We start from the raw sequence: 13,785 nt of genomic DNA, 5'->3' as shown, positions 1-13,785 counted from the left end.
TGAATGATTAGCTAGAAATGTGGTTAAATCTGTGATAAACTGGGTCATGGGAATAAATCTTTCTAGTAGTATTTTTTTGTCTAACTCTACTATAACAGGATTTATTCTTTTTTTGCGTTTACACAAGATATTGTACACTCTCAATCAAAGTCAAAACACACAGTATTTGAGAGTATTGGCAAGGTATTTTTATGATGATAATTTTACTATTTTTGATTTGGTTGAAGAGTATCATTTAGAGCTGAAGAGAAGTGAAATTGAAAAATTTCAGAATGTACTGGACCAAATGAAAAGCATCTTCCCTGCTAAAGAAGGAGAAATTTTTGATGACCTGAAGTTTTCAGAAATAATTCAATCATTTTCAAACTATTTAGAAGTTATTTTTTCAGAAAGTGATATTAGTCAATTAAAAGAAACATTATCAAACCAGAGGTTTAGTGTAGCTTTTATACCATCTAATAATAAATATAAAATAATGACAATATTTGCGGCCAAAGGTTTGGAGTTTGATCAAGTGATCGGTTTTGGAAAAGACTACAACTTAACTAACAGAGATACAAATAATAATCACTATGTATTAATTACCAGAGCAAAAGAGAAGGTTATTCTGATAGATAATAACTATTATAAGAGTCAGGTTGATTCTGTGATAGCACAGAATCATAGAGAGCCAAATAATTTTTACTGTTATTACGGAAATTCTTAAGGGCACCTCTAAAAACTAAATTTCTGAAAATCTAAATGTTGATTTATCAAGGTTTGAGTGATTCAATTTGAAGAAAAACTGGGGTTTTTAGAGGTCCCCTTAATCTCTATATATACGATTCGAGAGAATCCAGACAGATTTACTCATCTGCTTGACTTTAAGAAGATTGTTGAAAAGGATTACAACTTTAGCATTCCTTATTCATTTCAATGTCGACAATATTGACTTGATTTTACCAACAGAGTATACTAGGAAACAATTGGAGGAAAAGCTCAATGACTGAAAAAACACAACGCCAGCTGGAGGCTGAAGCTATTTTACAAAAGTACGGTGGCAGTTTTAGTCGTCTAGGCAAAGAAGGCACTATCAAGGAAAACAAGATTGTTTTTAAATTTGTTGCGGACGAAGCCAATCGTAAGCAGCGTGAACTAGTAGGGTTGGAATAGAAAGAGACTGAGCCAAAAAGTTCAGTGAATATGACTAGTTGAAAAACTCAAAAACCACACTGTAAGAATCCCGTCTTGATTGCTTTCAAGCTTGGGTTTTACAGTGTGGTTTTGCTTTAGCCATTCTAGTCTCGGCATCCCTCACCTATAATTCTGATAGAGTTTGTAGAGCATATCCGAATAAAATTGGGCAGGGCTGGAAGGGGAGTCGCTACCAAAGAAGTCTAGTTTTTCCTCAACCTGGATTTGGGCGAAGAAGTCGTAGTTGGCGATGGTTGAAATCAGTAGGTAATACTTGCGAATGGCGCTCCAAATTTCGGAGTCGGAGGTTTCTGGAAATTGTTGTTTGAAGATTTGGAACAGGGTTTTGAAAAAAGGTCTGACCTCTGCTCGAAATTGCAGTAGATCCTCAGCTGTTTGGCTGCAATGAAGATTGGTGAAAGGGACGGACAGGAGTTTCATAAAGAGGGGTCTGTTTAGAACCAGTTGGATGAGGTCCATGCAAAAATCTTCCAATGATAAAGGGTCTCTAAAATGATTCTGGATATCGATTGCGAACCCTAAGCCTTCCTCCTTCAGTAAATGGAGAAGAAGAGCATCCTTAGATGGAAAGTAGGTATAGAAGGAAGGTCTGGAGATGTCTAGTTGCTTGGCGAGGCTGACTAAGGAAATCTGGTCATAGGATTGTACTAGAAATAATTTGCGTGCGGCATTGAGGATATCTTGGTAGCGCTGTTCAATCGCTTCTTGAGAACGGGCACGTTTCTGAGGCATGTTGTTATCCTTTTAGATTTATTTATTTTAGTGTATCATACTTGATAAAAGATGGAATCTTTTTTGATTTCTTTTTGGATTTATTCTAAATAAAAGTAGGGGGGAGTGGGACAGAGACTTTTGTCCCAGACTCAGACTCCAATCAAAATCAGGATACTCGCAGAAGATAAAAAGATGACGAGGGTAGAACTACGGTTTATCAAGGAGATTTGACAGGATTGAATTTTGAAATTCAATGAGTATAAAGATAGAGGTGAGTTTTTTTCAAAAATCTCGACCTAGGAAGCTGGTAGAAAGTATGATAAAATAGAAACGATTGAAAAGAAGGAGATAGATGATGAAAAAGCTAGGAGTTCTGTTACTGGCTGCTGCCTTGACAATGGCACCGGTAGTAGCATCAGCAGATGAGTTGATGGACCTCACTCGGGAAATGTATCCAGAGGTATTGGAGATAAACCGTCCCAAGTCCTCGATTATTGTAGATGCCAAGACTGGGGATGTGGTTTGGGAAGATAATGCCGATTTGCCACGTGATCCAGCCAGTATGAGTAAATTGATGACCCTCTACTTGGTCTTTGAGGCTTTGGAGAAGGGAGAAATTTCCAAGGATGATGTCATTACGGCAACTCCCCGTGAGCAGACCATTTCAGGAATCTATGCTATTTCCAATAACAAAATTGTTGCCGGTGTCGACTACACCATTGATGAATTGATTACCATGACGGCGATTCCGTCATCCAATGTAACAACTGTCATGCTGGCTGATTATCTATCTAATGGCGATGCTGATGTCTTTTTGGATAAGATGAATGCAGTCTCTCAACAAATGGGCATGACTAATACCAAATGGTACAATGCCAGCGGTGCAGCGGCTAAGGCTTTCAGTGGTTACTATACCCCACAACGTTATGACATCACCAAGGAGAACCAGACAACAGCGCGTGATATGGCCATTCTGGGCGTAAACTTTGTCAACAAGTATCCCGATATTTTAAATTATACAAAAGATCCAGTGGTGACGGTGAAAGCAGGAACACCTTATGAAGAGACTTTTGAAACCTATAACTACTCAGTTGAGGGAGCTCTTTATGGAATGAAGGGGGTAGACGGTCTGAAAACCGGTTCCAGTCCAGCTGGTGCCTTTAACTATATTGCGACTGGTGAGCGTGATGGTCAGCGCTTTGTCGAATTGATTATGGGAGTTGGTGACTGGGCTGACCAAAATGGTGAATGCTATCGTCACCCATTTGGAAACGCCCTCTTAGAAAAAGCCTTCAAGGACTATGAATATAAAAAAGTCTTGGAAAAAGGGCTTGTCGAAGTCGATGGTCAAAAATATAAGGTTGACCAAGATGTCTATGCAACCCTTAAGAAAGGAACGAATGCAAAACTGTCTGTTACAGATGGAAAACTGGTTGTTGAAAATGGCCTCAAACCAATTAACCAACAGTTAGATGTGACTTACAAGGTAACAGAAGATAAGTCCCTCTTTGCGCCTGCTCAAAAAGCAGAGGATGTGGCTAAAGGTCAGGTCGGCAAGAAGAGCTGGTTAGCCGGTCTTTTTGCCAACTATCAATGGTTATTGTTGTTTCCTATCTTGTTGTTACTAGCCCTGATTATCCTCTTGGTCCGCCTCCTCTTCAGTAAAACGGGAACAGGTAAAACCAAGAAGAAGTCTGCTAAAGGTAAAAAATAGCCTGATAGAATATTGCTTGTAAATTTTCACTAGATGGGAGTGGGATCCTAAAGGATGGAGATGTCCTTTCGTTCCCCCTCCCCTCATTTTTGTTTATCCTAGAAAGGAGATCCTGGTGCAGCGTTCTGCCTCACTTTATTTTCGTTATTTTCTAATGTATACTTTTTTCTACCTGTCCTGGGCCTTATTCTCAGCCATCTTGTCTATCTATATGTTGGACTTGGGCTATTCGGCCAGTCAGGTGTCGCTGGTGGTCTCGGTGTCCTTTTTCACCTCTGTCTTATCTCAGCCGGTGATGGGCTACTTAAATGACCGTTTGGGGATCAAGCCTGTGACCGTTGTTGGTCTGGGCTTGGCCTTGGCTGGTGGTGTAATCTTCCTCCTGTCCAATCAACTATGGGGCTTGGTCTTGGGTTATAGCTTGGCCATTATGATGATCAATGGGATCAATCCGGTCATGGATCTCTTAGCTGCCAAATCACCCTATAAGTATGGTTCGATTCGTGTCTGGGGGACGATTGGTTATGCGACTGGAACCCAGCTGGCTGGGGTGCTCTACCAGTTAATTCATCCGCAAGCGATTTATGTAGCTTTCTTGGGAACCTTGTTCTTGTCCATTTTAGGAGTTCTGGGGCTGCCGATTGAGAAGGAAGATATCCCAGTCAAGCAAAAGCAGGAAGAGTCTTTTTTGAATGATGTGCTCAAGAACAAGCCTTATCTCTTAGCCCTGGCTATTATTGCCCTCTTTTCCGGAGTTGCCAATGTGGGACATACCTATATTCCGGCCATGCTGGAGGCCAGTGGTCTGACGGTTAGTCAAGCCTCAACTATTGTTTCACTAGCGGTGATCTGTGAGGCTCCCTTGATTTTTTATTCCTACCTCTTTATGGATCGCTATCCCAGCAAGGTCTTAATCTTGTTCCCGCTCTTTTTCATGACCCTCCAATTTGTTTTCTTTGGCTTGGCCAGTCCGCTGGGCTTTAAGATTTTTGGAACCCTCCTTGCCAAACATGCAGCCAATATGACCCTAATTATGTTGACCTTGAAACTGGTCAACACCTTGGTTGGTCCGCGTTTTGTGATGACCGGGATGGCCTTAATCCAGACAGCCAAAAGCCTGCTGTCGATTGTGGTTCAAACCTGGGCTGGTTGGCTGATCGATAGCTCAGGCTATGAACTCATGTCCTGGGTTATGGTTGGTCTCCTGTTGCTGGTCTTCCTCATGGTTCCCTTTTTGCGTGTTGATGAATCAAAAGGTGAAAAATTGTTCTCCTAAATCCGAATAAGGAAGTGAAGGGAGAAAAAGGATGTTTCAAGCCATCGATGCCAAGGGGCAGTTGCATCATCTACTAACAGGTCCTCTCCCACAAGGAGGGGTCTTTTTTTGTCCAGGCTGTAAACAGGAGTTAGTTTTGAAGTCAGGGCGACAGATCCGGCCTCATTTTGCCCACAAAGTGGGCCAGGCCTGTGAATGGGCTACCTTGAATGAGGGAGCCGAGCACCTTAACCTCAAGGCCGCTCTGTTTGATTGGGGTCAAATCCATGAAGCGACTGCCCTTGAGGTGGGTCAGGCCGAAGGGGCTGTGGTTTCAGACCTATTGTTGTCGCAGAATTTAGCCCTGGAGATTCAATGCAGTCCTCTGAGCCCTCAAGACTATGGGCGGCGGAGTCAGGTTTACCAAGACTTGGATCTACCAGTAGTCTGGCTCCTGGGTTCGAAGCATTTTTTTAAGGGGCGGCTGACAGAGTTACAAAGGCTCTGCTTACAGTTTAGTCCCAGCTGTGGCTACTTTTTCTGGAACCTGGATGGGGAGAAGCAGGAGTTAGTCTTACACTATCTCCTGCATCAGGACTTACACGGTCGTTGCCAGGGACTGGTTGCAGTTTTCCCCTTTTTTCAAAAACCTTTACGAGAGGTCTTACGGTGGCCCTACCAGCAACGGCAACTTAGATCCTTTGAGGGGCGGTTAGATTGGCACTTCCCCCGCTATCTGGCTAAGCAATTGCAGTACCGAAATTCCTATTGGGTGGAGCAGCAACTACTGGCTTATCAAGCGGGCCAGAATTTGTTGACCCGCAGTTTAGCGGACTGGTATCCGCAGCTTGTGCCCGTCAAACCGGTAGAGGGATTCCGCTTGCAGTCAGACTTAGAGAGGGACTATGAGCAACAGTTTCTAGCCTTTTATGCGCAATCAAGTTCTGTTTACAGACAGGTTCTTTATTCTCCTTTTTATTACAAGAGAGAATGTGATAAAATAGGGACTATGGAGGAGATTAATAGTTAAAGAAAATATAATAAAAGACTATATTTTGTGTCATAACATCTTTGAAAGGGGGCTTCGATGGTTATCCGAACTCAAAAGGTATGACTTTATTCCAACCAGGCCTTGAAGAAGGTTCTGGATGACTTGTGCGATTATCGCAGGTCTTGTTGGAATCAAGGATTGGCTTTGTGGAATGATCTGTATGATGCTTCCTTGATTTTGGAAAATCAAAAACTCCTCCCTAACGAACGTAAGGTTCGTAATGAGCTAGTCGCCAATAAGGAAGATTGGCAGTATCAACTGTCGGCTCAGAGTTAGTCACTGTCATTATCCTCTTGTAGGATATGGAAATACTAATGGTGACGGTAGTAAATAAAATGAAGAAAGGAAGTCTATATATTCTTTCTCAAATGTGGTTAAATTTATGGGGACCTCTAAAAACTAAATTTCTGAAAATCTAAATGTTGATTTATCAAGGTTTGAGTGATTCAATTTGAAGAAAAACTGGGGCTTTTAGAGGTCCCCTTATAAATGACTACGTTTGGTTATATTTTATATAGCAGGAATCTTATGAGCAAAGAACGTCATGAAATACAAGAAAAATATACCTGGGATTTGACCAGTATTTTTGCGGATGATCAGGCTTGGCGCGAGGAGTTTGCTTCCTTGGAGGCGGATGTGGCCAAGGCTGCTGACTTAGAGGGCCAGCTTTTGGAGTCAGCCCAACGTCTATTGGACATTACTGAACTGCAACTGGGGCTGATGCGGAGACTGGAAAAATTATTCGTGTATGCGTCCATGAAGCAGGATGAGGACACGCGTGTGGCAGCCTATCAGGAACTCTATTCGCAAATCAATGGTCTTGCGGCGCGTTTTGGCCAGACCTTTGCCTTCTATGAACCTGAGTTTATGGAGGTGACGGAAGAGCAGTTGGTAGCCTTTATGGAAGAGCAGCCAGCTTTGGAACTTTACCGTCATTACTTTGAGCGCTTGCTGGTCCAAAAAGAGCATGTCTTGAGTCCCAAAGAAGAAGCCTTGTTGGCTGGAGCTGCGGAAATTTTTGGTTCTGCCTCTGAAATGTTTGAAATTCTGGACAATGCGGACATTGTTCTGCCGATGATTGAGGATGCCGATGGACAGGCTGTGCAGTTGACTCACGGGAACTATATTCACTTTATGGAGTCTGACGACCGCCGTGTGCGTAAGGATGCTTTTGAAGCCCTCTACAGTGTTTACCAACAGTATCAGCATACCTACGCGAAAACGCTTCAGACAACGGTTAAGGTGCATAACTACCAGGCTCAGATGCGCAAGTACCAATCTGCGCGTCAGGCAGCCCTAGCAGCTAACTTTGTTCCAGAGTCGGTTTACGATACCTTGGTAACAGCGGTCAATCGTCACCTGCCCCTGCTCCACCGTTATGTGAAACTCAAATCACGGATTTTGGGACTGGAAGATATCCGCATGTATGATGTCTATACGCCTTTGAGCCGTAAGAATCTTTCCATTTCTTACGAAGAATCTTTGGAAAAATGTAAAGAGGTGCTTGCGGTTCTCGGAGACGATTACCTAGCTAAGGTTGAAGATGCCTTTAGCAATCGTTGGATTGATGTTTATGAAAACAAGGGCAAACGCTCCGGTGCCTATTCCGGTGGATCTTATGACACCAAGGCTTACATGCTGTTGAACTGGCAGGACAATCTAGACAATCTCTATACCTTGATCCACGAAACAGGGCATTCCATGCATTCCAGCTACAGCCGTGAAAGTCAGCCGTTTGTGTATGGGGACTATTCGATTTTCTTGGCTGAGATTGCCTCAACGACTAATGAAAATATTTTGACAGAGAAATTACTCGCTTCCGTGGAGGATAAGGAAAGCCGTTTTGCTATTCTGAACCACTACTTGGATGGCTTCCGTGGTACCGTCTTCCGGCAAACGCAGTTTGCGGAATTTGAACAACTGATCCACCAGGCAGATCAGGAGGGGCAGGTCTTGACCAGTGATTTCCTCAACCAGGCCTACGCGGATTTGAATGCCAAGTACTATGGCTTGGCTGCCGAAGAGAATCCACAAATTCAATACGAATGGGCGCGGATTCCGCATTTCTACTATAATTACTATGTCTTCCAATATGCGACTGGTTTTGCGGCAGCATCAGCCTTGGCGGATAAGATTGTTTATGGAACAGATGAGGATCGCGAAGCCTACCTCAATTACTTGAAGGCTGGAAATTCTGATTATCCACTAGCGGTAATGGCCAAAGCGGGAGTTGATATGGAGGCTGAGGCCTACCTCAATGATGCTTTTGCGGTCTTTGAGCGTCGCTTGGATGAGTTGGAAAGCTTGGCGCAAGAGCTAGGAGTTTTGTAATGGTTAAAACCTACTCGGAACACTCCAATCCCAACATGCGTCGGCCTGTGGTCCAGCAAGGAATTGTTGACTTTATGCGGAACCAAGATCAGGCTTTGCCGGCTTTTTTGCAGGAACTGCAAGACTTTGCGGCAGCTGAGAATGTGCCGATTATTCCCAAGGAAACCGTGGCCTTCTTCCGTTTCTTTTTACAGGCTGTGGCTCCCAAGCGGATTTTAGAGGTCGGAACTGCGATCGGCTTCTCAGCCCTCATGATGGCAGAAGCTCTTCCAGAAGCGGAAGTGGTGACCATTGATCGCAATCTAGAGATGATTCAACTAGCCCAAGAGAACTTTGCTCGCTTCCAAGAGGGGAATCGTATTCGCCTCTTGGAAGGAGAGGCCCAGGGACTGTTACAGGATCTGAAGGGCCAGTCTTTTGACCTTATCTTTGTCGACTCTGCTAAATCCAAGTATGTGGTTTTTTTACAGGATCTTCTTGATCTATTACCCCAGGGTGGTATTTTGATTTTTGATGATGTTTTCCAAGGGGGAGATATTGCCAAGCTACCGGAGGACATTCGTAGGGGCCAACGGGCCATTTACCGTGGTCTGCATAAGTTATTTGAGGCGGTGGGCCAGCATCCAGACCTCATGGTTTCTTATCTACCCCTAGGCGATGGGCTTTTGATGGTCAAAAAAGAGGCGGATTTGGTGGAAATTTCCCAAGAAGCTCTCTGATTAAGCCGCAATTAAGTCAAGATATGGTATAATGGCAAAGTTATTGTAAAAAGGAGTGAAACAAGGATGAAAAAAGTAAAAATTGGTGCTATCACGCTCTTGTCTGTGCTAGCCCTCGCAGCCTGTGCGCGTGAGACCAATAACAACACGGATGTGATTACCATGAGAGGGAATACCATCACGGTTGCGGAATACTATGACAAGGTTAAAAATAATACCCAAGCTCAACAAGTTCTTCTCACTATGACCATTAATGAGGTCTTCGAAGCTAAATACGGAGAGAAGGTCACTGACGAGGAAGTTTCTGAAGAGTATAATAAGAGCGCCCAGACCTACGGTGATCGTTTCCAACAAGTCTTGGCTCAAGAAGGATTGACAACGGAAACTTATCGCGAACAAATCCGTACCAACAAATTGGTTGAGTATGCGGTAAATGAAGCTGCCAAAAAAGAGTTGACGGATGAGAACTACCAAGCAGCTTTTGAAAACTATACACCAGAAGTAACAGCACAAGTGATTCGGACGACCGATGAAAATAAGGCTAAAGAGGTAGCTGAAAAAGCTAAGAAAGGGGATGATTTTGCCCAGTTGGCAAAAGACAATTCGAATGACGAAGAAACTAAGGAAAAAGGCGGCGAAATGAAATTTGATTCTGCTTCAACCGCCCTTCCGGAAGATGTTAAAAAGGCAGCCTTTGGCTTGGACAACAATGGAGTTTCAGATGTTATCAAGGTGACCGATAGTTCAACTCTATCTACGAGCTACTATGTGATTAAGGTAACCAACAAAACTCAGAAAAAAGACTCTTGGAAAGACTATCAAAAACAGCTTGAAAGCATTATCCTAGCTGAAAAACGGACCGATGCAGCCTTTATCCAAAGTGTTGTGGCCAAGGAAATGGAAGAAGCGAATATTAAGGTCAAAGACCCAGCCTTCCAAAATGCCTTTTCTCAATACATGAATGCGACTGGTGAAGCTGTTGCAGACTCTAGCTCTGAAGAAAAATAGTTGACAAATAGGCAACTTGGAGTATAATGAGAGTGTATCAAGAATGGATAAAACAGACAATTTTTCAGAGAGGTAGCGGTTGGTGCAAGCTACTAGTTGTGTCTTATCTTGCTACTTGAGAAATTTTTTGAATAGTTGCAATAAGGATGACAAGTTCATCGAAGGAAGGTGGTACCGCGTTGAGACGCCCTTCATCGATTGAACTTGTCTTTTTTTGCAGATTCCTTATTTCCTACTAAGTGAAATAGCAATTAACATAAAAGGAGAATGACAATGAAATATATGACCAGTGCTGAAATTCGCCAGATGTGGTTAGACTTTTGGGCTTCCAAGGGCCATGCCATTGAACCGTCAGCGAATTTGGTTCCGGTAAACGACCCAACCCTACTATGGATTAACTCAGGGGTTGCGACCTTGAAAAAATATTTTGATGGTTCTGTAATTCCAGAAAATCCTCGGATTACCAATGCGCAAAAATCCATCCGGACTAATGATATTGAAAATGTTGGTAAAACAGCTCGTCACCACACCATGTTTGAAATGTTGGGGAATTTCTCGATTGGCGATTATTTCCGAGATGAGGCGATTACCTGGGCTTGGGAACTCTTGACCAGTCCTGAATGGTTTGCTTTCCCTAAAGAAAAACTCTACATGACCTATTATCCAGCGGATAAGGATTCTTATAATCGTTGGATTGAACTAGGGGTTGAGCCAAGTCATTTGGTTCCAATTGAAGATAACTTCTGGGAAATTGGAGCAGGTCCTTCTGGTCCGGATACGGAAATTTTCTTTGACCGTGGGGAAGACTTTGACCCTGAAAAGATTGGTCTGCGCTTGTTGGCGGAAGATATTGAAAATGATCGCTATATCGAAATTTGGAATATTGTTTTGTCTCAATTTAACGCAGATCCAAGTGTGCCACGGAGTGAGTACAAGGAATTGCCACATAAAAATATTGATACCGGGGCTGGTTTGGAGCGTTTGGTAGCGGTGATGCAGGGAGCTAAAACCAACTTTGAAACGGATTTGTTTATGCCGATTATCAAGGAGGTTGAAGCTTTGTCTGGTAAGACCTATGATCCAGATGGCGATAACATGAGTTTCAAGGTGATTGCGGACCACATTCGCTCCTTGGCTTTTGCGATTGGGGATGGCGCTCTTCCAGGAAATGAAGGCCGTGGTTATGTCTTGCGTCGTTTGCTTCGTCGTGCAGCTCGTCATGGTCAAAAACTAGGCATCCATGAGCCATTCATGTACCGTTTGGTTCCAACTGTGGGACAAATCATGGAGTCTTACTACCCAGAGGTGAGCGAAAAAGCCGATTTCATCCAGAAGATTGTTAAAAATGAAGAGGAGTCCTTTGCACGGACCTTGACGGCGGGACAAGCCTATGCAGATGAGATTGTCGCTGAGATGGAGCAAGCAGGCCAAACGGTTATTTCTGGACAAGCGGCCTTTAAACTCTATGACACTTATGGTTTCCCAGTAGAATTAACCGAAGAAATCGCTGAAGAACGCGGCTGGACGGTTGATAAGGATGGCTTTGATCAAGAAATGAAGGCGCAACAAGAGCGGGCGCGGGCTTCGGTTGTTAAAGGGACTTCGATGGGTGGTCAAAATGAGACCTTGCAGGCCTTGACCGTTCCAAGTCGTTTCTTGTATGAGGCGCAAGAGGCGGATAGCCGTCTTGTGGCTTTGGTACAAGAAAATGTTGAAGTAGACGCTGTTGAAGCTGGTGAAGCTTATCTGATCTTTGAGGAAACACCATTCTATGCGGAAATGGGAGGTCAGGTTGCTGACCATGGTCAGATTTTGGATGCCAACGGGCAAGTAGTGGCCAAGGTTGTCGATGTTCAGAAAGCTCCAAATGGTCAGCCTCTGCATAAGGTTAAGGTCTTGGCGCCGTTGGCTAAAGAGGATGTCTACCGTCTGGTTCTAGACAAGGATCGTCGCCGTCGTGTGATGCAAAATCATACAGCAACACACTTGTTGCATGCAGCCCTGCACCAAGTTCTTGGGAAACATGCGACCCAAGCAGGTTCCTTGAATGAGCAAGACTTCCTTCGTTTTGACTTTACGCATTTTGAAGCCGTTAAACCAGAGGAATTGGCGCAAATTGAAGCAGATGTCAATATCAAAATTAACGAAGCCTTAGCCGTTCAAACGGTTGAAACAGATATCGACACAGCTAAGGATATGGGAGCTATGGCCCTCTTTGGCGAAAAATACGGAAAAGCTGTTCGTGTTGTTTCGATTGGCGATTACTCTGTTGAGCTCTGTGGAGGAACCCATGTTGGCAACACTTCCGAAATTGGCTTGTTCCGCATTCTAAAAGAAGAAGGAATCGGTTCTGGTACTCGTCGGATTGTGGCTGTAACTGGACGTGAGGCTTATAATTCTTATCGCGAAGAAGCTAAATTGCTGCAAGAATTGGCACGGCAAGTAAAAGCCCCACAAGTTGGTGATGTTCCAGCGAAAGTGGAGGCCCTTCAAGAACAAGCCCGCCAATTGCAAAAAGAAAATCGGGAGTTGAAAGAAAAAGCAGCTGCAGCTGCTTCTGGTCAAATTTTCCAAGATGTGGCAGAAGCCAAGGGTCTGCGTTACATTGCTAAACAGGTTGATGTCGCTGATGCAGGTGCCCTTCGTACCTTTGCGGACACTTGGAAACAAGGGGACTATTCTGATGTCCTTGTGCTAGTAGCAGCGATTGGAGATAAGGTCAATGTCCTGGTAGCTAGTCGTTCGAAAGAGGTTCATGCAGGTAACCTCATCAAGGAATTGGCACCGATTGTAGCCGGTCGTGGTGGTGGTAAGCCAGATATGGCCATGGCTGGAGGTAGTGACCAAGCAGCTATTCCAAATCTTCTTCAAGCAGTAGCTGGTCTATTGTAAGAAGAACCGGGAAGGAGTAGGAGCAAACAGATTCATTGGATTTGTTTCTCCCACTCCTCTCTTACCAGCTGCCTACTCCACGATAAGATTGAATGCGGAGGTATCATAATGGTTTTAAAAAGTATACAAGTTCTGGGACGAATCTTTGTCTGGTTCCTGATGATTGCATTGGCTTCCCTTTTGAACGGCTTACCACTGTCTTTGGGATTGTTAGAACAGGACCTATCTGTTGGCCAGCAGTGGCTCGCGGTTGTTGTCTACTTAGCTTTTAGTTTTGCAATTATTTATTCCCTGCTAAAATGGTACTTTAACCAACCGGATGCGGGTTCGAAGTCGGCCCAGTTTGATGCCAGTCAATGGAAGCACCTATTCCTAGGCTGGGGAACCTTAATGGGAGCTAATATCCTTTTTGGTATTTTCCGAAGCTCAGTAGGTCTAGAAGAGCAAGCTACCAATCAGCAAATCATTGTAGACGCCTTAGGATCCGTGAAGGAATTAGGGACCCCTTATTTAACCGCTTTTATGATTGGTATGGTCATTTTAGCCCCGCTGGCTGAGGAACTTGTTTTTCGTGGCTTGGGTTCCAAGTTTGTGTTTAGGGGGTGGCCAACCGGCTTGATTGCCTTCTTGACCTCGGTTACCTTTGGCTACCTCCATGTTATCAGTCTGGACTTGAATTTCATTCTGTCCTATTCTGTCATGGGCTATATATTTTACAGAGCCTTTGCGAGGCGGAACAATATTTGGGATTCCATTTGGCTACATATGCTGAATAATGCTTTTGCTTTTGCGATTATTCTCTTACTTCGTAAGCGCCCAATAACAAGGTATCTTCCGATAAAGTAGAAATCTAGCTATACTAGTCTCAGAAAACATGAGTAGAGGAGATTGGTTTAGTGGATGCGAA

At 43.8% G+C, this 13,785-nt stretch carries 11 protein-coding genes and 1 pseudogene; 11 read left to right on the top strand and 1 reads right to left on the bottom strand.

The features are described from left to right. Positions 1–46 precede the first annotated feature (46 nt). The gene (locus E5983_RS06120; protein ID WP_160333001.1) at positions 47–706 is read left to right on the top strand and encodes an ATP-binding domain-containing protein; all 660 of its coding nucleotides are present in this window, start codon (positions 47–49) and stop codon (positions 704–706) included. Between the two features lie 275 nt (positions 707–981). Further along, positions 982–1,152, top strand: coding sequence for a hypothetical protein (locus E5983_RS09730; RefSeq protein ID WP_202056517.1), 171 nt, complete (start codon positions 982–984; stop codon positions 1,150–1,152). Between the two features lie 141 nt (positions 1,153–1,293). On the opposite strand, the gene E5983_RS10045 is transcribed toward E5983_RS09730, so the two are convergent. Then, positions 1,294–1,926, bottom strand: coding sequence for a TetR/AcrR family transcriptional regulator (locus tag E5983_RS10045; RefSeq protein ID WP_160333000.1), 633 nt, complete (start codon positions 1,924–1,926; stop codon positions 1,294–1,296). A gap of 334 nt (positions 1,927–2,260) precedes the next feature. On the opposite strand from E5983_RS10045, the gene E5983_RS06110 reads away from it, so the two are divergent. From E5983_RS06110 to E5983_RS06070, 9 genes and pseudogenes are all read left to right on the top strand, one after another. Next, a complete protein-coding gene (locus E5983_RS06110) occupies positions 2,261–3,622 on the top strand; it encodes a DUF1958 domain-containing protein (protein ID WP_160332999.1) in 1,362 nt (453 codons plus the stop codon). Positions 3,623–3,734: 112 nt separating this feature from the next. Then, on the top strand, positions 3,735–4,898 hold the full coding sequence (locus E5983_RS06105; protein ID WP_160333002.1) for an MFS transporter: 1,164 nt from the start codon (positions 3,735–3,737) through the stop codon (positions 4,896–4,898). A 31-nt stretch (positions 4,899–4,929) separates the two neighbouring features. Beyond that, complete coding sequence (locus E5983_RS06100) at positions 4,930–5,907, top strand: competence protein CoiA (RefSeq protein ID WP_160332998.1); 978 nt, start codon at positions 4,930–4,932, stop codon at positions 5,905–5,907. Positions 5,908–6,009: 102 nt separating this feature from the next. Next, a pseudogene (locus tag E5983_RS06095) lies at positions 6,010–6,198 on the top strand (RNA-guided endonuclease TnpB family protein); the annotation flags it as partial. A 258-nt stretch (positions 6,199–6,456) separates the two neighbouring features. After that, a complete protein-coding gene (pepF, locus tag E5983_RS06090) occupies positions 6,457–8,259 on the top strand; it encodes an oligoendopeptidase F (protein ID WP_160332997.1) in 1,803 nt (600 codons plus the stop codon). After that, the gene (locus E5983_RS06085) at positions 8,259–8,978 is read left to right on the top strand and encodes an O-methyltransferase (RefSeq protein WP_160332996.1); all 720 of its coding nucleotides are present in this window, start codon (positions 8,259–8,261) and stop codon (positions 8,976–8,978) included. The genes pepF and E5983_RS06085 overlap by 1 nt, the downstream gene beginning before the upstream one ends. A gap of 66 nt (positions 8,979–9,044) precedes the next feature. After that, positions 9,045–9,986, top strand: coding sequence for a peptidylprolyl isomerase PrsA (gene prsA / locus E5983_RS06080; RefSeq protein ID WP_160332995.1), 942 nt, complete (start codon positions 9,045–9,047; stop codon positions 9,984–9,986). A 273-nt stretch (positions 9,987–10,259) separates the two neighbouring features. After that, positions 10,260–12,878 (top strand): alanine--tRNA ligase, encoded by a 2,619-nt coding sequence (gene alaS / locus E5983_RS06075; RefSeq protein ID WP_160332994.1) that lies wholly within the window; start codon positions 10,260–10,262, stop codon positions 12,876–12,878. Between the two features lie 108 nt (positions 12,879–12,986). Continuing rightward, a complete protein-coding gene (locus E5983_RS06070) occupies positions 12,987–13,724 on the top strand; it encodes a CPBP family intramembrane glutamic endopeptidase (RefSeq protein ID WP_160332993.1) in 738 nt (245 codons plus the stop codon). Positions 13,725–13,785 lie beyond the last annotated feature (61 nt).

Origin of the sequence: Streptococcus danieliae (assembly GCF_009767945.1) — a bacterium.
In the GTDB taxonomy this organism is placed as follows: domain Bacteria; phylum Bacillota; class Bacilli; order Lactobacillales; family Streptococcaceae; genus Streptococcus; species Streptococcus danieliae.
This window is presented reverse-complemented; position numbering and strand designations above follow the sequence as displayed.